The organism is Desulfosoma sp., from assembly GCA_037481875.1.
In the GTDB taxonomy this organism is placed as follows: Bacteria; Desulfobacterota; Syntrophobacteria; order Syntrophobacterales; family DSM-9756; genus Desulfosoma.
Window position 1 is genome coordinate 557,985 of sequence record JBBFKY010000001.1, and the last position, 18,967, is coordinate 576,951.

Genomic DNA, 18,967 nt, shown 5'->3' on the forward strand with positions numbered 1-18,967 from the left:
AAGAGCGATGAAAGGCAAGGCAAGACCGTGGATTTCTTGGATGGCGGCCGCAGCGGTGATGCTGGCATGGATGGCGGGGCCGAAGACTCTCTTTGGCGCCGAGCCGTACAAGATCGGAGGAGTTTTTTCCATCACGGGCTCTTCCTCTTTTCTCGGAGATCCCGAGAAGAAAAGCCTCGAGATGGCCGTCGATGAAATCAATGCACGAGGCGGCATTGACGGACGACCGGTGGAAGCTGTCATCTACGATACGGAAGGCGATCCTACAAAGGCGGTCCTGGCCGTCAACAAGCTCATCAGCAAAGACAATGTGCTGGCCATTATCGGCCCCAGCCTGACCCCCACCACCTTGGCTGTGATACCCATTGTGGAACGAGTTCAGGTGCCGCTCATCAGTTGCGCTGCGGGGATTCAAATCGTGGAACCCGTCAAACCCTACGTGTTCAAAACGGCCCAAAGCGATGTTCTGGCAGTGGCCACCATTTACAAGCACATGCAAAAACATGGCATTAAAAAGATCGGCATTCTGTCTGTGACCAACGCCTTTGGAGTGAGCGGTCGAGATCAGCTGGTCAAGCAAGCACCCGAGTACGGCATCACCATTGTCAAGGAAGAAGCTTACGGCGCCAACGATACAGACATGACGGCTCAGCTGACGAAGATTAAAGGAGAAAATCCTGATGCCGTGGTCTGCTGGGGCACCAATCCCGGACCTGCCGTGGTGGCCAAAAACATGCGCCAGCTGGGTCTTACTTTTCCGCTTTATCAGAGCCATGGGGTGGCTTCTCCCAAGTTCATTGAACTAGCCGGGGAAGCTGCCGAAGGGATTCGCCTGCCCACCGGAAAAATTCTCGTGGCCGATCTCCTGCCGGACTCCGATCCGCAAAAAGTCGTGCTGACTGCATACATCACCGAATACAACAAGCGTTATGGAGGCGGCGTTTCAGGTTTTGGAGGTTACGCCTATGACGCCATGCAGATACTAGCCAAGGCCCTTCAGGGGACCGGTGGGGACAAGGCCAAGATTCGCGACAATCTAGAAAAGATTTCCAACCATGTGGGGATCAGCGGCATCTTTAACATGACGCCTCAGGATCATAACGGCTTGGGGCCCGAAGCCTTTGTCATGGTTGAAATTCGCAATGGCACATGGAAACTTGTGGACTAAAAGGCTAGAGGATACGACCGTTTCATGGGTGAATTCCTTCAGTTTCTCTTTACAGGCGTCACCACCGGGGCCATCTACGGCTTAATCGCTCTGGGCTTCAATGTGCTCTACAACGCCACGGATCTTGTCAATTTCGCTCAAGGCGAATGGGTGATGCTCGGCGGCCTGCTGTTTTACAGCCTGGGCGTATCCTTGGGATGGCCCATGGTGGCAGCTTTTGCCATCGCTGTCCTTCTGGTGGCTCTGTTGGGGCTTCTCCTGGAAAGAGCGGCGCTTCGGCCGGTCAAGAAACCGGAACCGATCACCCTCATTATTATCACCGTTGGGGCGAGCATCTTTCTTCGAGGAGTGGCCATGCGTCTGTGGGGTAAGGATCCTTACAGCGTGCCGCCCATCACGGCTTCCGTGGAGCCTGTTCGCCTATGGGGGGCGGCGCTCATGCCCCAGAGCTTATGGATTTTAGGTGTTGTTGTGGTCCTGATGACGGGCTTGCATCTTTTCACAAAGCGCACCTTGACCGGCAAGGCCATGGAAGCCTGCGCCATTCATCGAAACGCCGCATGGATTCTGGGTATTCCCAGTGAACGCATGATCCTTTTGGCTTTCGCTCTAAGTGCGGCCTTGGGGGCTGTCGGTGGCGTCATTATTGCCCCTATCACCATGCCCAGCTATGACATGGGTACCATGTTAGGGTTGAAAGGGTTCTGTGCGGCCATGCTGGGAGGTCTCGGAAGCCATTGGGGAGCAGCCTTGGGAGGCGTGCTCTTAGGTGTTCTGGAATCCTTGGGGGTGGGTTATTTCTCTTCGGGCATCAAGGACGCCATTGCGTTTCTCGTGCTCCTGATCATTTTGATTGTGCGTCCGTCGGGGCTTCTGGGAGCCTCAGCAGTGAAGCGGTTTTAGAAGCGTGTCCCAGAACGATCAAGGGTCCTTGGATCCAGCGTTTATTCCAAGGTAGGGGCGAGGCATCGCCTCGCCCCTCCAAGTCTGAAGCTTCGTTTTTTCTTGGGGCGAGGGTCTTCCAGCCCGAAATTCATGTAGGCGGCACGCCCGTGTTTTCATGGAAATGGGTATTATGGCACAGTCTTCTGGTTCCGGGTGAAGCAAAGGAGTGTCGGTGGGTTCCGTGAAGAGGTTAGGGTCGACCACCGCTTTTGCACTGGGGGTGACGACCGTTGGGTTATGGACAAAGAATCCCTATGTTCAGCAACTTCTTATTATTATTGGTATTCACACTTTGTTAGCCCTGGGTCTGAACATGCTTATGGGGTATGCCGGCCAGATTTCTTTGGGGCATGCGGCTTTTTTCGGTATGGGAGCCTACGGTACGGGCATTCTCACCACCCATTTTCAATGGTCCCCATTGGCATCCCTGCCTCTGGTGTTGGTCGCAGCGTGTTTTTTGGGCTACCTTATCGGACGACCTGTGCTTCGCCTTTCCGGTTATTACCTGGCCATGGGAACCCTTGGTTTGGGTATCATCGCTCATGTCATTTTTCGCGAATGGGATACCTTTACGGGAGGAGCTTCCGGTCTGGTGGGGATTCCTCCATTGACCTTCGGCCCCGTGATGATAATGCTTGGCACTAGCGGCTTCTACACCGTCTGGGGAACGGTCCTTTTGTTTTTCGTCCTATGCGGCCGTGTGGTGAATTCCCGTGTGGGATGGGCGTTGCGCGCCTTGGGAGATAGTCAGAAAGCTGCGGCCGCCTGCGGAATCCATACAGCGCACCTCAAAGCCCTGATCTTTTCGTTCAGCGCAATGATGGCCGCCTTAGCCGGATACCTGTACGCTCATCTTTTGGGATTCATTAGCCCGAGTTCCTTTGATTTTCTTATGTCCATTCGCATGGTCACCATGGTGGTGATCGGAGGGATGGCCAGCATTTGGGGATCGCTGCTGGGAGCTTCTGTCATCACGCTGCTTCCGGAATGGCTTCACGTGTTTTCCGACTACGAGATGATGGTGTACGGTTTGATCCTTATGGTCGTCATGATTTTTTTACCTCAAGGACTGACTCGAGGCGTCCTGGATGCCGTGCAGCAGGCTCGATCCCACACTCACCGCAACATCAGGGGGGCTCAAGAGGCGTCCGCTTCGAGGAAGGGAGAAGAAGTGTGAAGGGGGCATCACAAACTTTTCTCTCCATCGAAGGCGTCTGCAAGGCCTTTGGGGGTGTTCAGGCCCTGTATGAGGTGTCCTTTTCGGTTGCTCGGGAGCACATTCACGCCCTCATTGGTCCCAACGGTGCGGGAAAAACCACTCTGTTCAATGTCATTTCCGGAGCGTTTGCTCCGGATAAGGGATCCGTCTCCCTGAATGGGGCTTCGATCCAGGGAAGACCTATGCATGAACTGGTGCGGCGAGGTATTGCCAGAACCTTTCAAAATGTGGAACTCTTTGCCAGCATGACCGTGCTGGAAAATGTCCTTGTCGGCTGTCACACCCGAACCCGCTGCGGCCTCTTGGGGGCCATGGCACGCTGGCCATGGGTGGGTCGCGAAGAGCGTTGGGCAAGACAAAAGGCCATGGATCTTCTGGAGTTTGTCGGACTGGTTGAGGTAGCGCACCGTCGGGCTGTGGATCTTCCCTTTGGGTGGCAGCGTCTTGTGGAAATTGCCCGAGCTTTGGCCAGCGACCCGAAACTCCTGCTTCTGGACGAGCCTGCTGCCGGACTTAATGCTGTGGAAACCGAGAGGTTATCCCGTCTTGTGCAGGAGATTCGTGCTCGAGGCATCACCGTGCTGCTGGTGGAGCACGACATGAATCTTACCATGGACATTTCCGACCGAATCGTGGTCTTGGATCGCGGTCGGAAGCTGGCGGAAGGAACCCCTCGAGAAATCCAGGCCAGTGAAGCGGTCATGGAAGCCTATCTCGGTAAAAAGCACTAAAGGAAAGGGCGTCACGATTCCATGTTGGTGGTTCGAAATCTTCGAGCCGGCTACGGTCGTATCGAGGTTCTGCACGGGGTGAGTCTTTCCGTAAGGCGTGGAGAGATTGTGGCCTTGGTGGGAGCCAACGGAGCCGGCAAGAGTACTTTGCTCAAGACCATTGCCGGTCTGATAGTTCCTTCGCAAGGAGAAATTCTTCTGGAAGATCGGTCCTTAGCCGGCGAGAACCCGCCGCAAATCATCGCTGCAGGTGTCGGATTCGTTCCCGAGGGACGATGGTTGTTCCCGCCCATGAGTGTTGTGGACAATTTGCTTTTAGGGGCTTACCTGAGACTGCGGGAAGGGGACAAGGAAGGGGTTCGCCTGGATCTGGAACGTGTTCTGGAAATCTTTCCCATTCTTGCTGAACGAAGAAAACAGCAGGCGGGTTCCCTTTCCGGAGGAGAACAGCAGATGCTGGCCATTGCTCGAGCCCTCATGAGCCGTCCTAAGATGCTCATGCTCGATGAACCTTCCACGGGACTGGCGCCTCTGCTCGTGGAAAAGATCTTTGAAATCATTGTGCAGCTTAACGCAGAAGGTATCACCTTTCTTCTTGTGGAACAAAACGCTCGAGCCGCGCTGGCCGTGGCGAACCGCGGCTATGTTTTGGAAACCGGCCGTATGGTGCTTCAAGGAAAAGCTCAAGACCTGTTGGAAGATCATGAAGTCAAAAGAGCGTACTTGGGCAAGGATTATCGAGAGTTTGCGGAAGGGAGGGCCTGATGGGCGGTCTAAGGAACGGCAACGGGGAAAGATGGACGCCTGAGGAACGACGCCAGCAGCAGCTGGAACAGCTTCAGGTCTCATGCAATCGAGCCTATAAGAGCGTGCCGTTTTACCGTAACCGTTTCCAGGCCTTAGGCTTGTCCCCTCAAGACATCACAAGTCTGGACGACCTCAGACGCCTTCCTTTCACGGAACGGAGGCATTTTAGAGAGCATTATCCGTATGGGTTGTTTGCCGTGCCTTTGCGTGACATCGTAAGGATTCACACGGCTCCTGGAGCCGCCGGAGGCTTGACGGTGAGCGGTTACACCGCCCGGGACCTGCGGGTGTGGAAAGAAATGGTGGCTCGGGCGCTCCTTGCGGCCGGGGTCTGCGCCGACGATATCCTTCAGATCGTTCTTCACCCAGGCTTGGCCAATTGGGGCCAGGATTACAAAGACGGAGCCGAGGCGCTTCTGGCCGGCGTCATTCCCCTCAACGCTTTGCATATCAGTAAACAGATTTTGGTCCTTCGCGATTATAAGACTTCGGTGCTGGTCACAACGCCCAGTTCCGCGCTGCAGATTCAAGAACTCTTGTTTGCAGCCGATATCAATCCCAATGAATTGTCCTTGAAGACCTTGATTCTTGTAGGAGAACCCGCCGAGCTTCATGTTCGTCGATTCATCGAAGACCATCTGCATGTCACCACCTGGCAACACTATGGTTTGAGTGAAGTGCCCGGACCGGCGGTAGCCTATGAATGCGAAGGGCATGAGGGGTTGCATGTTTCCGAAGACCATTTTCTGGTGGAAGTGCTGGACCCGAACACTCAGGAGCCGGTCCCGGACGGTGAAAGCGGCGAACTGGTTCTGACCAGCCTTAGCACTCAAGCGTTTCCGCTGATACGTTTCCGTACGGGAGATTCGGTGCGAGTTTTGAATCGTGAATGTCCATGTGGGCGGACTTTGCTCCGAGTGGAATGGTTACCAGACCGTGTGGATGATCTCATGGTGATTCAGGGAGTGAAGATTCAAAGGGAACAGGTGGCGGTTCGAGTGGCTCAAACCATGGGCTTCGCTCCGGAAAGACTTTCCGTGCACCTTGTGCAGCAAGGTGGCTACAAAGCGCTCGAAGTGCGTTTGGGCATGGAAGAGAGACTTTTCAGTGATGAAATCAAAGATTTGGAACGCTTGGTGCGAAAAACCGCTTTTGAACTCCGTCAGGAATTCGGTGTTCCCGTGGAGGTGCGGCTTTTGGAAGGTCCAAGTGTTCAACCCATTTCCAAGGTCGAAAAGCATCGCCCGTAGCGATTCGAATCGTCCCGTCGGCAAACGATTTTCACGAAGCAATGCGAACAGATGTCTTTTTCGCCTGATGAAATAGGGCGCGGTATGAAGGAGGTGCCAAGCCATGGATGTGCTGGTTGTGGGGGCGGGAGCCATCGGTGGCTACTATGGAGGCCGACTGGCTCAAGGGGGCGCTCGCGTCTCGGTGGTGGCTCGGTCTGATTACGAGGTGGTGCTTCGGGAAGGGATTCACATTCAGAGCCCGGCGGGAAATTTTCGTTTTCGGCCGGATCACGTGGTCCAAAGGGCCGCGGATCTGGGTCGCTTTCCCGAGGTCATTTTGGTGGGTTTAAAGGTTCTGCCTTCCATTCGACCAGCGGATCTCCTTGCGGGAGCCGTAGGCCCGAAAACATCAATTTTTCTTATTCAAAACGGGGTGGACATAGAAAGACCTTGGGTGGAGGCTTTTCCCGAAAACGAAATTCTCAGCGGACTGGCTTTCATCTGTGTTCATCGAACAGCGCCCGGATGTGTGCTCCATCAGGATTACGGTCGATTGGTCTTAGGGCGTTACCCCACGGGATCGTCCACAACGGCCGAAAAGCTGGCCGAAATGTTTCGCAAAGCCGCCGTGCCGTGTGAGGTTACTCAAGATGTGGTCACGGCTCGATGGCAAAAGCTCGTTTGGAATGCTCCCTTTAATCCCATGTCCGTCCTGTGTGGAGGGGCCAGCACGGCGCAGATGCTTGCCCATGAAGAAACGACGCGGCTTGTGCGATCGGTCATGGAAGAGGTGTGTGCCGTGGCTTCGGCGGCGGGCCATGAGCTGCCAGAAGACGTGGTGGATCGCATGATTGCCGATACACGAAAAATGACCCCTTACAAAACCAGCATGCTTTTAGACTATGAAGGGGGTCGTCCTATGGAAGTGGAAGCCATTTTGGGCAATGCTGTGAGGATAGCCCGTCATTTTCGCGTTCCCGTGCCTCACATGGAAACGCTCTATGCCTTAATGTGTGGGATCGACCAAAAATCACCATCGTAAAAAATGGCGGAAGTGCATGGGAATCGAACCCACCTGGGACGCCCCTCAGCGCCCCACACCGGATTTGAAGTCCGGGAGCCCCACCAGTGAGCTTGGCACTTCCGCCGCCCTTTTTAATCCAGAGGAACGTTTTTGGCAAGGCTTTGCCCCGGGTCCTTCGTCGGGGCGGCGTTGGGTGTGAGCTGGACTTTGTCTTCCGGATTCATTTAATGACTCTTGCGTTTTTTTGCTGGGCTTACTCTAATCAGCTCGTAGTCTCGAAAACCCAACCCTAAGGATTCCGCATATTCTAGTTGATGTTCCCACGCAATGTTAGGATAGACGGCCCGAATCTTGTCCTTCGGTGCAGGCAGCATGGCACCTAGTCGGCTTCCGGCCAGAACAGGCTGGGCGTTCAAAAGATCCACTGAAGCTTGGTCAATGGCCACGGGGTCCGTTGAAGCCATGATGCCAAGATCCGCCACGATAGGAGCGTCGGCTGATGAGTGACAATCGCAGGCCGGGGAAATTTGCGTAAGAAAATTGATGAAAAAGCTTTTGTCCTCTTTACCGTGCAAAGCCCCGACTGTGTATTCCACCATGCGCTCCATAAATCCTACGATGTCCTTGTCCCACTGGATGTCAATGGCTTCTTCGGGGCATGCATGGATGCACGATCCGCACCCCACGCATTTGGCCGGATCGATGCGGGCCACTTTCTTGACGGCTTCTTTGGGGCATGCCATGCCTTCAGGTCGCTCCACCAGCGATAGAGCCTCATGAGCGCACACGGCAACACAGGAACCGCAGGCGATACATTTTTTCGGGCGTATTTTGGGTTCCATGACACTGTGCTGGTGCAGCTTTCCACGGCGCGACGCGCCGCCCATACCCACATTTTTGATGGCGCCTCCAAACCCGGCTAATTCGTGCAGCTTGAAGTGAGCCACAGAAACCAAAGCCTCGGCTCGAACCAGTGCCGAAGCGATGTATACCTCCTGGCATCGTTGCAAGCACACAGGAACCGCCACTTCATCCCGGCCGTCCAGACCATCGGCGATCAGCACGGGTGCGCCCACCACTTCCAAAACGAACCCGTGGCGGATGGCTGTTACCAAATGATCCACAGCGTTGCCTCGTGTGCCCACATAAAGCGTCCCAGCATCGGTTAAAAACGGGCGTCCTCCGGCGGCAGCAATGGCGTCGATGATGGGACGGACCAACAAAGGGCGTATAAAGGCTGTATTGCCTCGTTCTCCAAAATGCATTTTAACGGCTGTCAAAGCCCGTTTGGGAATACGTCTCGCCAGTCCAGCTTCTTTTAGAAGATAGGTGATCTTGTCCAAAAGATTGCAGGTATCATCGGCTCGAAGATCGATAAAGTATACAGCACTTCTTGGCATGTTTTCTCCTTCCGGCTACCAGGACAAAAGAACGGCTAGAATGCCCGTAAGAAAGATTCCGTCAAAGGTGCCGGCTCCCCCGATGGATGCCACAGGAGCCTTTAGTTCCCGAAGTCGATGCAAGTTCAGCAGGTCGGCCCCAATAAGAGTGCCCAAGGTTCCGGCCACGTAGGCCGTGGGAGGCGCCCACTGGTGATTGAACAAAAGGGCGGCCAAAGCGGCCACAAGAGGCGGAATGAACATGGGGGTGGCGATCCCCAGCCCGGGAACGGGACGGGCGATACGATGAATCACATAGGTCACAACACCCGTGGCCAACAGCATGCGAATGGGATTTTGAGCGTTGATGAGAAGATAAAGGGAAATGAGCGTGGGAATGACGGCCCCGCCCACGTTGACGGCCAGAACCATTTCTCGAGGCCGTTGCCAGCGTGGTGGGCGATACCGTAACCCGAAGAAAGAAACCACGTCGATGATCGTCGGTTCGTCTTCCAATGGAAGACGTTTCACGGGAATATTGACCATGCTTCCGACGATACACAGGAAGAGCAAAGAAAAAAGATGTTCCGGCGGAATACCCAGCCTGGCAAAAGCCATGGCAAAAAGCCCGAATTTGACGAGCCCGAAGACAAGAAACAAAAGAAAAACGAACAGAAAGAAAAAGATCACAAGAAACGGTGGAAAAAACATAGGTAATCCTTTCAGCCCAGGACGGCTCTGACGGCGGGATCCACATGGTCCGCATATTGTTCGAAATTCTTTCGAAAAAGCTCCTTAAGATGTTCCGCCTGACGGGTATAGGCCTTGGTATCTTGCCAGGTGGCAGCAGGTGTCAGCATTGCCTTGGGAACTTGAGGGCATTCCCTTGGTATGAGTAAACCGAAATAAGGTTCCTTGTAAAATTCCACCGAATCCAGAGCACCGCTCAAAGCCGCGTGAACCATGGCACGTGTGTAGGCGATAGGAATCCGTCGACCAACCCCATAAGGCCCTTCGATCCATCCCGTGTTTATGAGCCAGCATCGGGAACCATGGGCTTCCATGCGACATCGCAGCAGTTCGGCATAAACGTGTGGCGGCAAAGCCATAAAAGGAGCACCGAAACAGGTGCTGAAGGTGGCCTGAGGTTCCGTAATACCGGCCTCGGTGCCCGCAACTTTAGCCGTGTATCCGGAAAGAAAGTGAAACATGGCTTCATAAGGATTCAGTTTGGCAATGGGCGGCAGCACGCCGAAGGCGTCGCAGGTGAGCATGACAATGTCCTTGGGATGAGGAGCCATGCCGCTGGAGGAGGCATTTTCAATAAACGACAGGGGATAGGCCGCTCGAGTGTTTTCGGTCAGACTATCGTCATTAAGGTCGATGTGCCGCGTTTGTGTGTCAATGGCGACATTCTCCAGTACCGTCCCGAAACGCCGTGTGCATTGATAAATTTGAGGTTCGGCTTCCGGTGACAAACGAATCACCTTCGCGTAACAGCCCCCTTCAAAATTGAAAATACCGTTGTCGCTCCAACCGTGTTCATCATCGCCGATCAAGGTTCGATGGGGATCGGCGGATAGGCTGGTTTTTCCGGTACCCGAAAGGCCGAAAAAGATGGCCGAATGGCCGTCTGACCCCACGTTGGCCGAACAATGCATGGGGAAAACACCTTTTTGCGGCAAAAGAAAATTCATCATCGTAAACACGGATTTTTTGATTTCTCCGCCATACCCTGTCCCACCGATGAGGATGCGTTTCTTGCCAAAGTGTTCGATAATGAAAGCTCCCGAACGCGTGTGATCCCATTCGGGCGAAGCGCGAAAGTGTGGGGCGGCGATCAGCGTGTATTCCGGCTGAAATTGTTCCAGTTCCCGCCGGTCGTCAATACGAATGAACATGTTCCGAGCAAAAAGACTCTGCCACGCCATTTCTGTGATGATGCGCACCGGGACTCGGTATCGAGGATCGGCTCCCACATAGCAGTCCTGAACATAGATTTCCCGACCTTGAAGGTAAGCTAAGAGACGTGCTTCCAGTTTGTCGAAGTCCGAAGGATCAAAAGCGCGATTGACGGGGCCCCACCAAATCTTGTCTTCAGAGCTGGGTTCTCTAACCAGGAATTTGTCTTGCGGCGCTCGGCCCGTGTAGGTTCCGGTGCGGACCACCAAAGGGCCTTGCCGAGCCAAAAGACCTTCCTGGCGCTTGATGGCTTGTTCGTAAAGGACCGGTGTCGGGGCGTTATATAGAACACGCGTGTAATTGACCATACCTTGAACTTCTATAGGAACCTTTCGACCTTCCGTGGGTCTGTTGCATGTTTCCATGGCGAGCCGCTCCTGTAAAAGATCTCTGGCCGATTCAACAAGGCTACAAAAACCTTATTACAGCATCGAGCAAGGAATTGTATACAGGAACGTGTGAAGGAATATTGACGGGATTAGAAGAACGCCGAACAAGCACGGGAAGACAGCCGGCGTTTTGAGCGGCGGCCACATCGCTGAGCTTGTCACCGATAAAGGCCGTTTCCGCGAGAGGAATACGAAAGTAAGAAGCCGCAGCCAAAAGCATACCTGGTGCCGGTTTTCGGCAAGAACAGCTTTCATTGGGCCGATGTGGGCAATAAAAGGCTGCATCAATCCATCCTTGAGCTGAACGCGCCTGCTCAAGCATGAGTTGATGCATGGCAAAAAATTCTTGCCAGTCCACCAGACCTCGATGCAGGGCGGATTGGTTGCTGATGATGATCACACGAATACCACGCGCATTCAGCCATCGCAAGGCTTCCAGGGCATCGGCATAAAAAACTAGCTCGTCGCGGTTCTTGATATAGTCGGGACGGTCCTCATTGAGAATGCCGTCCCGATCCAGAAAAAGAAAGGGTCCCGGTGAAGGATTCGGTTGAGCTATCCAGATGATCAATGGAACCTTTTGCCTCTTTCATGCCTTGACATAAACACATTCTAAGAAAAAAATGTCACGTTGCAAATTTCCACGATACGGCCCTTTCGCTCCTAACAGGAAAAGTGCGTGAACACAAGATCCCTTTACCATCTTGAAAAGCTCTTAGGGTACCAGTTTCGATCCGTTGAAACGTTGCATCAGGCTTTGGTGCATCGATCCTACGCCCACGAAAAAGCGAACTCGGGCATGGAGGATAACGAACGCCTGGAATTCCTTGGAGACGCCGTTTTGAGCCTCACCATATCTCACATGCTGTGGATGCGATTTCCGGAAGCGGATGAAGGAAGCTTGTCTCGTATGCGAGCATCCTTGGTCAACGAAGGGAGTTTGGCGGCCATTGCCACGGACCTTGGGCTGGGAAACTTGATTCGGTTGGGAAAAGGAGAAGAAGTTTCCGGAGGACGGACGAAACCGTCTATTTTGGCTGATGCGGTGGAAGCCTTGCTGGGGGCCGTCTACCTAGACGGTGGCTTGGACGCCGCTTTTGAGGTGGTGCGCCGGTTTTTTCAGGAAAAATTGGAACAAGTGACCGCTGAAGAAGATCCTTTGCGCCGTTTGGACAAAGATTATAAAACGCAACTTCAAGAACTCACTCAGGCTCAAAAAAGGTTGGTGCCACAGTATGACGTGGAACGGGAAGAAGGACCGGACCACGACAAAGTGTTTTACGTGACTGTCACTGTGGAAGGAAAGCTTCTGGCTCGAGGAGTGGGCAAGAGCAAAAAGGCGGCGGAGCAGGATGCGGCACGAAAAGCCTTAAGCTTTCTGAAGGCCGGAGAAGCGAAACCATGAAAGCCGGAATGAATCTCCCCCAAGTCTCACTGAAGTGGATCCTCTTGGGCGTTTTGGCCGCCATAGCTTTTGGGGCCGGTTTCCTATGGTTCTATCTCACTCATGAAAATGCCCATGAAAAAGAGACGGCGCATTTCCTGGAGACCATCGCCCAGTTCAAAGCCGAAGAGCTTGCGAATTGGGTTCAGGACCAAAAAGATGATGCATCGGCTTTGCAGCATTCAACCCTCTTCAGGGACTATTTGACGCGCTTTTTGGCGGACGCGGAAGCCCCTATTACGGAATCCCTGGAGGATCTCCTGCGATACGTGGCCACCAGCCATGTTGCGGACGATGTGCTTGTCTTGGATCGAGAGGGTCGAGTTCGGTTTGCTTTGAGCGGTGCCCAGAAGGTTCATTCGGATGACGCTGCCGCTCTTGAAGAAGCGCTCAAAACAGGTCGTCCCGTCATGACTGATCTGCATGTCGATCTGGATACCGATGAAGCCTTTCTTACAGTGGCCGTGCCGGTCTATGGCTGGGGAACCACACCCGTGGAAGCTTTAGGAGGAGTTCTTCTGGTGACCAAAGCTTTGCGGTTTATCAACCCCATAACACAGGCATGGCCTGTTCCCAGTTCCACGGGAGAAGTGCTGCTGGTGAGGCGTGAAGGAAACGAAGTGGTGTTTCTGAATGCTTTGCGCCATAAACCCGATGCGGCCTTTCGTCTTCGCCTGTCCTTGGACCGAGTGGATCTCCCGGCGGCCATGGCGGCTCGAGGCCAAACAGGTGTGGTTCAAGGGATCGACTATCGCGGTGTTCCCGTGACGGCGGCCATCATGCCTGTGAAAGGAACTCCCTGGTTTCTGGTGGCCAAAATGGATCGCCAGGAAATAGAGGCTCCTTTGCGTAAGATGTCTCTATCGATTGTGGGGCATTTTATAGGGTTCACTGCCTTTCTCATCGTCCTGGTTTTCGGGGCGCGTCAAAGCGCCGAAAAGGCCTACTATGAACGCTTGTATCGTGCTGAATCCGACCTAAGAAAATCCATGGCTCGTCAAGCGGCCGTGCTCGATGCCATGAGCGATGCGGTCATCGCTACGGACCCTGAAGGCCGTGTGGAAGTGTGGAATCCGGAGGCGGAAAAGCTGTCGGGTTTTTCAGCTCATGAGGTTATGGGGAAAACATTGTCCCAGATTCTTGCGATTCAGGATGCTGCAAAGAAACCGGTGCCCGAAGGCCTTTTAGGACTGGCGAGGAAAGAATTTGATGGGAGCGCCGCTCCTTCTTTTTATCTCGTGCATCGGTCGGGTCGAACGATTCCCGTCTCGGTGAGTGTCTCTCCCCTGGAAAGTCAATCCGGCGAACCGAAGGCTTTTATCTTTTGCTTGAGGGATGAGAGCCGTGAAAGGCTATCGAGACGGATCATGGAGATTCGATTGGATTTGATGGAACGATCCGAAACCGAAGGCGTTGACCGTATTTTACCCAAGATTCTTCAGGATGTGGCGGATCTTATGGAAAGTGCCGTAGGTTTCTATGTGTCCTTGGTTGGCGATACCGACGAAGTTCAATGCGTCTATTGGTCCGAAAAAATGCCGGAAAATTTTTGTGGAAAGAATTGCACGGACGGTCATCGCCATTTGGAACACGCCGGAATGTGGGCTGAACCAGCTCGATCGCATAAGCCTTTGATCATAAACGACAGCAGAACCTTGGGAGTTGGGCGAGGTATGCCCGAGGGCCACGGACCGGTGGAGCGTCTTCTCGTGGTGCCCGTTATCCAGGACGGCAAGCCCCGCGCCTTATTAGCCCTGGCTAATAAAAGTTCCGAATATACTCAGTTGGATGCGGAAACCCTCGAGACGCTGGCCAGCTTCATCCATCAGGTGGTGGAACACCGCAAAGCCGAAGAAAAACTCAGACAAAGTGAAGCCCGCTACAAGAGCCTTTTTCAAGATCACAAGGCCGTGAAACTCCTGATAGACCCACAGAACGGACACATCGTGGACGCCAATCGAGCAGCGGTGGATTTTTACGGCTGGTCCCAAGAAGAATTGACGCGTATGTTCATTCAACAGATCAACACGTTGCCTCCAGAAGCCGTCAAAGAACGCATGAAAGAAGTGAAGGAAGGACGGCGGGGCTATTTTGAGTTCCAGCACCGTCTTGCCGATGGATCCGTAAGAGACGTGGAAGTGTACAGCAGCCGCATTGATGTGGACGGAAAACCGTACCTCCATTCCATCATTCACGATGTGACCGGAAGGAAAAGAATGGAAGCCGAGCGGGCTCGGTGGCTGACTGCTATCGAGCAGGCCGGTGAAGTGATGCTCATCACCGATGCCGACGGTTTCATTCAGTACGTGAACCCGGCTTTTGAGGCTGTTACGGGATACACTCGGGAGGAAGCGGTTGGCCAAAAGCCCGCCATCTTAAAGAGCGGGCTTCAAGATGAGGCGTTTTATCGCGATATGTGGGCTACCTTGAAGGCCGGAAAGAAATGGTCAGGCCGCTTGGTCAACAAGAAAAAAGACGGAACCTTGTATACGGAAGAGACTACCATCACGCCGGTTAAGGATGCCGAAGGCAATGTCGTTAATTATGTGGCCGTCATGCGGGATATTACGGAAAAGCTTCAGTTGGAACAGCAGTTTTACCAGGCTCAGAAACTGGAATCTGTGGGACGCCTGGCGGGAGGAGTGGCCCACGACTACAACAACAGCCTCACCATTATTTTGGGATTTGCGGATCTCGCTTTGAGAGAACTTCCCAAGGAAAGCTTGGCTGCCGACTACATTCGTGAAATCACTCGAGCGGCGGAACGATCCGTGTCCATCACACGTCAATTGCTGGCTTTTGCCCGCAAACAAATCATCGAGCCCATCGTGATGGATTTGAATGTTTCGGTGGAGGGAACCCTAAAAATGCTAAGGCGCCTCATCGGGGAAGACATCAATTTGGTATGGAAGCCAGGGTCCCATTTATGGAAGGTCAAGATGGATCCCGTGCAGTTAGATCAAATCCTGGCGAATCTATGTGTCAATGCTAAGGACGCCATCGGAGGTGTTGGAACCATAACTTTGGAGACGGCAAACATTTCCATCGGTGAAGACTACTGCGCGACCCATGCGGAGTTTATTCCCGGAGATTACGTCATGCTGGCCGTAACCGACACAGGCTGCGGTATGGATAAGGACACTCTGGATAAGATTTTCGAGCCTTTTTTCACCACCAAAGAATTGGGAAAGGGAACTGGGTTAGGATTATCCACGGTTTACGGTATTGTACGGCAAAATCGTGGTTTCATTAATGTGTACAGCGAGCCCGGTGTGGGAACCACCTTTAAAATCTATTTACCACGGGAGACGGAAGAGGTGTCCACCCCGGCTAAAGAGCCATCCTTGGATGAGGTGCCGCGGGGTAAAGGGGAGACCGTTCTCCTGGTAGAAGACGACCCTGTGCTCTTGGAAATGACGAAAGTCATGCTGGAGGATCTTGGTTACGAAGTGTTGGCGGCGGCAAATCCCAAGGAGGCTTCGGCCTTGGCCAAGGAATATTCCGGGACCATAGATCTGCTCATGACCGATGTGATCATGCCCGACATGAACGGAAAGGCTCTGGCTACCGAGGTTCGAGAAGGACGCGCTGGCGTGAAAGTCCTCTATATGTCAGGGTATACGTCCAACGTGGTTGCCCATCACGGGATCTTGGACCCTGGAGTGTCCTTCTTGGCAAAGCCGTTCGGGTATAAAGATCTTGCGAAAAAAATTCGCGAAACCTTGGACAAGGGCTAAGCGGACGGCTTTCTTTGAGCCATGGATGGGAGTGCTTTTCTGGTGGGCGTTGTGGAAGCGAGGTGGATACTGGAAACTCTGGAACGGGAGGTGGCACGCATGGGTGAGCTATCGGCAATCAAGAGTTTTGAAGAATTGACGGCGGAAGAACTGGTTCCTTGGGTGATGGACGGGCTTCGGCGCACGCTGGTGCATTACGGATGTTGGTTTCGTGAAGTGGAATACCAATTGGGAATGATCAAGGCCATGGAGGTGGAAGCGGAAGCCGGAGATGCCGCTTTTTCCATTATTCTTAAAAGGTTGTCAAAGGTTTTGGGCTTTGAAATGGACGGCGATGTCCCCAAGGCGCTTAAGAACCTGGACAAGACCAAACTGTTGGAGCTCATGGACGCTGTGGGCACCAACTGGCTGGCCAATGACGGTGTGTGGTTTCAGGCGGTGGAAAAACGCTTTGGTATGGATGCGGCCAAACGGTGCAATGATACGTGTTGGACACGATTTTCTCCCTATGAAGCCCTGCGCATTAAAAAACTCTTGGGCCTGGAGCCGCTTCCTGGATTGGCCGGCCTTAAAGCCGCTCTGGGTTACCGCCTTTACGCCCGTATCAATCGCCAAACCATCGAAGATGTGGACGATCATAGTTTTATCTTTCGCATGGTGGATTGCCGTGTGCAAGCGGCTCGTAAACGCAAGGGCCTTCCCGACTATCCCTGTAAATCGGCAGGCCTTGTGGAATACCCCTATTTCGCCGAAGCCATTGATCCAAGAATTCGTACCGAATGCGTCGGGTGCCCGCCTGATGCCCATCCGGATTCTTGGTGGTGTGCCTGGAAATTCACTTTAAAAGCATAGGAACCCTCAGGACTCTCAAAAACCGGATCTTCGGCCTTTCCTGTCGGGGCGGACCCAAGTGTCCGCCCCGAGATGAACGCCTGGTCTCGGTGATTTCCCTGTCTGGTCCACACGGAACACCTTGTGGGGACAACCCCATATGTGCGTCCCAAAGGCCCGAGGTTTGGGAGCAGATCAAGGGGCACACAACGGTGCCGCCTCACAAGACCCAGCGGATTTGTGGAGGGTCATGCCGTGAGGACGGGTTGCGTTGCAAAAAGGATACACTCCCAAGGGTCGTGTGCTTTTTTCGCCACACCCGACGACCGTGAAGACCTCACCGGAGGCCCTCATTCCACCACGAAAACCTTGACTTTACAGCTATGTAAGAAAAACCCCGCCTCTGCTCAAGGGAAAGGGTCTTCTGGTACACCGCTTGCTCTAGCAGAATCGTCGAGGAGGAAGAGACCAGTGCGCTATGACCTTTTCACGCAACATACGATTCAAGCGGAAGTGCGATTCAGCGGGACGGGCCTGCATTCGGGGGCTTGTGTGCATGTCAGGCTCTGTCCCGCGCCTCCCGACCACGGCGTGATCTTTTACCGCGTGGATATGCCGGGATCTCCGAGCGTCCCCGCCCGTTATGACCATGTGGTGGACACATCCTTGGCCACCGTGATCGGCAAAAACGGGGTGTGCGTGTCCACGGTGGAACATTTCATGGCGGCCTTGCGGGTGGTCGGATTGGACAATGTGCGGGTGGAAATCGATGGGGCGGAAATGCCGGTTTTAGACGGCAGCGCGAAACCTTTCTTGGATATTCTTCAAGACGCGGGCGTCAAGGACCAGAAGGTTTCGAAAAAGTGCTTGCGGATTGATCATCCGTTTATGGTGAGTCAAGGGGACGCCTACATCAAGGTGTTTCCGTCCGATGAGTTGCGTATTTGCTACACTATTGAGTTTCCGCATCCTTTGGTAGGGCGCCAGGCTTATGTCTGGTCCTTTGATCCTGGATCTTTTGCGAGGGAAGTGGCGTGCGCACGCACCTTTGGGTTTTTGAGGGACGTACAAAGCCTGCAAAGTCGCGGCTTGGCTTTGGGAGGTTCTTTGGAAAACGCCGTGGTCTTTGACGATCTGGATGTCCTTAATCCAGAGGGGCTTCGGTATCGGGATGAATGCGTCCGGCATAAGGTGCTGGATTTTGTGGGTGATTTGGGGCTGTGCCCGTTTCCGGTCTTTGGAACTTTTGAAGCTTACAAGGCGGGGCATGCTCTGCACAATCGTCTGTTGAGAGCCCTGTGTGAGCGACCCGGATATGTGCGTTTCATCCCGGCTGTTGCGGCGGTCCATTCTGGAAGGGCGATGCCGCCCCGCCCAAACCTCTCCTGGAAACCACCTGTTTTGTCTGTCTGAAAGGGGGGCCAAGGTTTCGGCCTATTGACTTGTCAACGCTGAGCGCCTTCGCTAGAATCCTTCGCCTAGGAAAACCATAAAGGGGAAGGGTCGAACGCGATGCGCAAAGCGTTTTTTTTTGCTGGTTGTTTCCTGTGGCTCACTTTGGCGGCCGTCGATCCTGTATGGTCCCGAAATACAGCGGATATCGTTGACCTGAAGGTCTTTGCGGACCCTCCTACCCTTAAGATCAGCTTTCGCATCGACAATTGCTTCAATGAAGACATGGAACAGGCTATTCAAAGCGGAGTGGCCACCACCTTTCGTATTCGTGTTCGTGTTGAAAAGGATGGTTTGCCATGGTTACGCGAACGTCTTGTGGATGCTTCGGTGGAGCGCACCATTCGCTACGATACCTTGCATGAACAGTACCTGGTGTCCCGGGCGGATGAGCCCACCTCATGGCTTTCCACAAAGGACTGGGAAGAAGCCAAGATCTGGATGAGTGAAATTCGTGACTTTCCTGTCATGGCTCTCTGGCGTCTGGCTTCGGATCAAACGTACTTGGTCCAAGTCAAAGCGGAATTATCTAAAGCTCAGGTGCCGAACTTTTTACGATATATTTTTGTCTTCGTAAGCCTCTGGGATTTCGAAACACCCTGGGTGACCGCGTATTATACCCACTCCCCGACCCGTTGAGATGCCGT

General features: G+C 53.6%; 16 protein-coding genes and 1 tRNA gene. 12 read left to right on the top strand and 5 right to left on the bottom strand.

Features of this window, described 5'->3' with window-relative positions:
* The first annotated feature begins 7 nt into the window (after positions 1–7).
* The 7 genes from WHS46_02500 (at position 8) to WHS46_02530 (ending at position 7,144) form a co-directional block, all read left to right on the top strand.
* Positions 8–1,168, top strand: a complete 1,161-nt coding sequence (locus WHS46_02500) for an ABC transporter substrate-binding protein (GenBank protein ID MEJ5347547.1) — start codon at positions 8–10, stop codon at positions 1,166–1,168.
* Between the two features lie 24 nt (positions 1,169–1,192).
* Positions 1,193–2,071, top strand: coding sequence for a branched-chain amino acid ABC transporter permease (locus WHS46_02505; GenBank protein MEJ5347548.1), 879 nt, complete (start codon positions 1,193–1,195; stop codon positions 2,069–2,071).
* 214 nt (positions 2,072–2,285) lie between these two features.
* Positions 2,286–3,290, top strand: coding sequence for a branched-chain amino acid ABC transporter permease (locus WHS46_02510; protein MEJ5347549.1), 1,005 nt, complete (start codon positions 2,286–2,288; stop codon positions 3,288–3,290).
* Complete coding sequence (locus WHS46_02515; protein MEJ5347550.1) at positions 3,287–4,063, top strand: ABC transporter ATP-binding protein; 777 nt, start codon at positions 3,287–3,289, stop codon at positions 4,061–4,063. The genes WHS46_02510 and WHS46_02515 overlap by 4 nt, the downstream gene beginning before the upstream one ends.
* A 21-nt stretch (positions 4,064–4,084) precedes the next feature.
* Complete coding sequence (locus WHS46_02520; protein ID MEJ5347551.1) at positions 4,085–4,828, top strand: ABC transporter ATP-binding protein; 744 nt, start codon at positions 4,085–4,087, stop codon at positions 4,826–4,828.
* Complete coding sequence (locus WHS46_02525; protein MEJ5347552.1) at positions 4,828–6,120, top strand: AMP-binding protein; 1,293 nt, start codon at positions 4,828–4,830, stop codon at positions 6,118–6,120. Before WHS46_02520 ends, WHS46_02525 begins: the two co-directional genes overlap by 1 nt.
* A 103-nt stretch (positions 6,121–6,223) precedes the next feature.
* A complete protein-coding gene (locus tag WHS46_02530; GenBank protein MEJ5347553.1) occupies positions 6,224–7,144 on the top strand; it encodes a 2-dehydropantoate 2-reductase in 921 nt (306 codons plus the stop codon).
* A 4-nt stretch (positions 7,145–7,148) separates the two neighbouring features.
* Here WHS46_02530 and WHS46_02535 read toward each other — a convergent pair.
* The 5 genes from WHS46_02535 to WHS46_02555 form a co-directional block, all read right to left on the bottom strand.
* Positions 7,149–7,247, bottom strand: a tRNA-Sec gene (locus WHS46_02535).
* 103 nt (positions 7,248–7,350) lie between these two features.
* Complete coding sequence (locus WHS46_02540) at positions 7,351–8,526, bottom strand: DUF362 domain-containing protein (GenBank protein MEJ5347554.1); 1,176 nt, start codon at positions 8,524–8,526, stop codon at positions 7,351–7,353.
* 15 nt (positions 8,527–8,541) lie between these two features.
* Positions 8,542–9,216 carry a DUF1614 domain-containing protein gene (locus tag WHS46_02545; protein ID MEJ5347555.1) on the bottom strand — a complete coding sequence of 225 codons (675 nt, stop codon included), beginning with the start codon at positions 9,214–9,216 and terminating at the stop codon, positions 8,542–8,544.
* Positions 9,217–9,227: 11 nt separating this feature from the next.
* Entirely contained in the window at positions 9,228–10,832 is a 1,605-nt protein-coding gene (gene pckA / locus WHS46_02550; GenBank protein MEJ5347556.1) for a phosphoenolpyruvate carboxykinase (ATP), read from the bottom strand.
* A 43-nt stretch (positions 10,833–10,875) separates the two neighbouring features.
* Entirely contained in the window at positions 10,876–11,427 is a 552-nt protein-coding gene (locus tag WHS46_02555) for an HAD family hydrolase (protein MEJ5347557.1), read from the bottom strand.
* A gap of 108 nt (positions 11,428–11,535) precedes the next feature.
* Between WHS46_02555 and rnc the strand changes: the two genes are divergently transcribed.
* The 5 genes from rnc to WHS46_02580 all read left to right on the top strand — a co-directional run bounded on the left by rnc (position 11,536) and on the right by WHS46_02580 (position 18,959).
* Positions 11,536–12,261, top strand: a complete 726-nt coding sequence (rnc, locus tag WHS46_02560) for a ribonuclease III (protein ID MEJ5347558.1) — start codon at positions 11,536–11,538, stop codon at positions 12,259–12,261.
* Positions 12,258–16,037 carry a PAS domain S-box protein gene (locus WHS46_02565; protein MEJ5347559.1) on the top strand — a complete coding sequence of 1,260 codons (3,780 nt, stop codon included), beginning with the start codon at positions 12,258–12,260 and terminating at the stop codon, positions 16,035–16,037. Before rnc ends, WHS46_02565 begins: the two co-directional genes overlap by 4 nt.
* A 21-nt stretch (positions 16,038–16,058) precedes the next feature.
* Positions 16,059–16,889, top strand: a complete 831-nt coding sequence (locus WHS46_02570; GenBank protein MEJ5347560.1) for a DUF6125 family protein — start codon at positions 16,059–16,061, stop codon at positions 16,887–16,889.
* A 450-nt stretch (positions 16,890–17,339) separates the two neighbouring features.
* Entirely contained in the window at positions 17,340–18,281 is a 942-nt protein-coding gene (lpxC, locus tag WHS46_02575; GenBank protein MEJ5347561.1) for a UDP-3-O-acyl-N-acetylglucosamine deacetylase, read from the top strand.
* Positions 18,282–18,380: 99 nt separating this feature from the next.
* On the top strand, positions 18,381–18,959 hold the full coding sequence (locus WHS46_02580) for a DUF4390 domain-containing protein (GenBank protein MEJ5347562.1): 579 nt from the start codon (positions 18,381–18,383) through the stop codon (positions 18,957–18,959).
* Positions 18,960–18,967: the final 8 nt, after the last annotated feature.

Coding starts and splice junctions, on each gene's coding strand:
- WHS46_02500 (MEJ5347547.1), top strand. CDS start 8: ATGAAAGGCAAGGCAAGACCGTGGATTTCTTGGATGGCGGCCGCAGCG.
- WHS46_02505 (MEJ5347548.1), top strand. CDS start 1,193: ATGGGTGAATTCCTTCAGTTTCTCTTTACAGGCGTCACCACCGGGGCC.
- WHS46_02520 (MEJ5347551.1), top strand. CDS start 4,085: ATGTTGGTGGTTCGAAATCTTCGAGCCGGCTACGGTCGTATCGAGGTT.
- WHS46_02525 (MEJ5347552.1), top strand. CDS start 4,828: ATGGGCGGTCTAAGGAACGGCAACGGGGAAAGATGGACGCCTGAGGAA.
- WHS46_02530 (MEJ5347553.1), top strand. CDS start 6,224: ATGGATGTGCTGGTTGTGGGGGCGGGAGCCATCGGTGGCTACTATGGA.
- WHS46_02540 (MEJ5347554.1), bottom strand. CDS start 8,526: ATGCCAAGAAGTGCTGTATACTTTATCGATCTTCGAGCCGATGATACC.
- WHS46_02545 (MEJ5347555.1), bottom strand. CDS start 9,216: ATGTTTTTTCCACCGTTTCTTGTGATCTTTTTCTTTCTGTTCGTTTTT.
- pckA (MEJ5347556.1), bottom strand. CDS start 10,832: ATGGAAACATGCAACAGACCCACGGAAGGTCGAAAGGTTCCTATAGAA.
- WHS46_02565 (MEJ5347559.1), top strand. CDS start 12,258: ATGAAAGCCGGAATGAATCTCCCCCAAGTCTCACTGAAGTGGATCCTC.
- WHS46_02570 (MEJ5347560.1), top strand. CDS start 16,059: ATGGATGGGAGTGCTTTTCTGGTGGGCGTTGTGGAAGCGAGGTGGATA.
- WHS46_02580 (MEJ5347562.1), top strand. CDS start 18,381: ATGCGCAAAGCGTTTTTTTTTGCTGGTTGTTTCCTGTGGCTCACTTTG.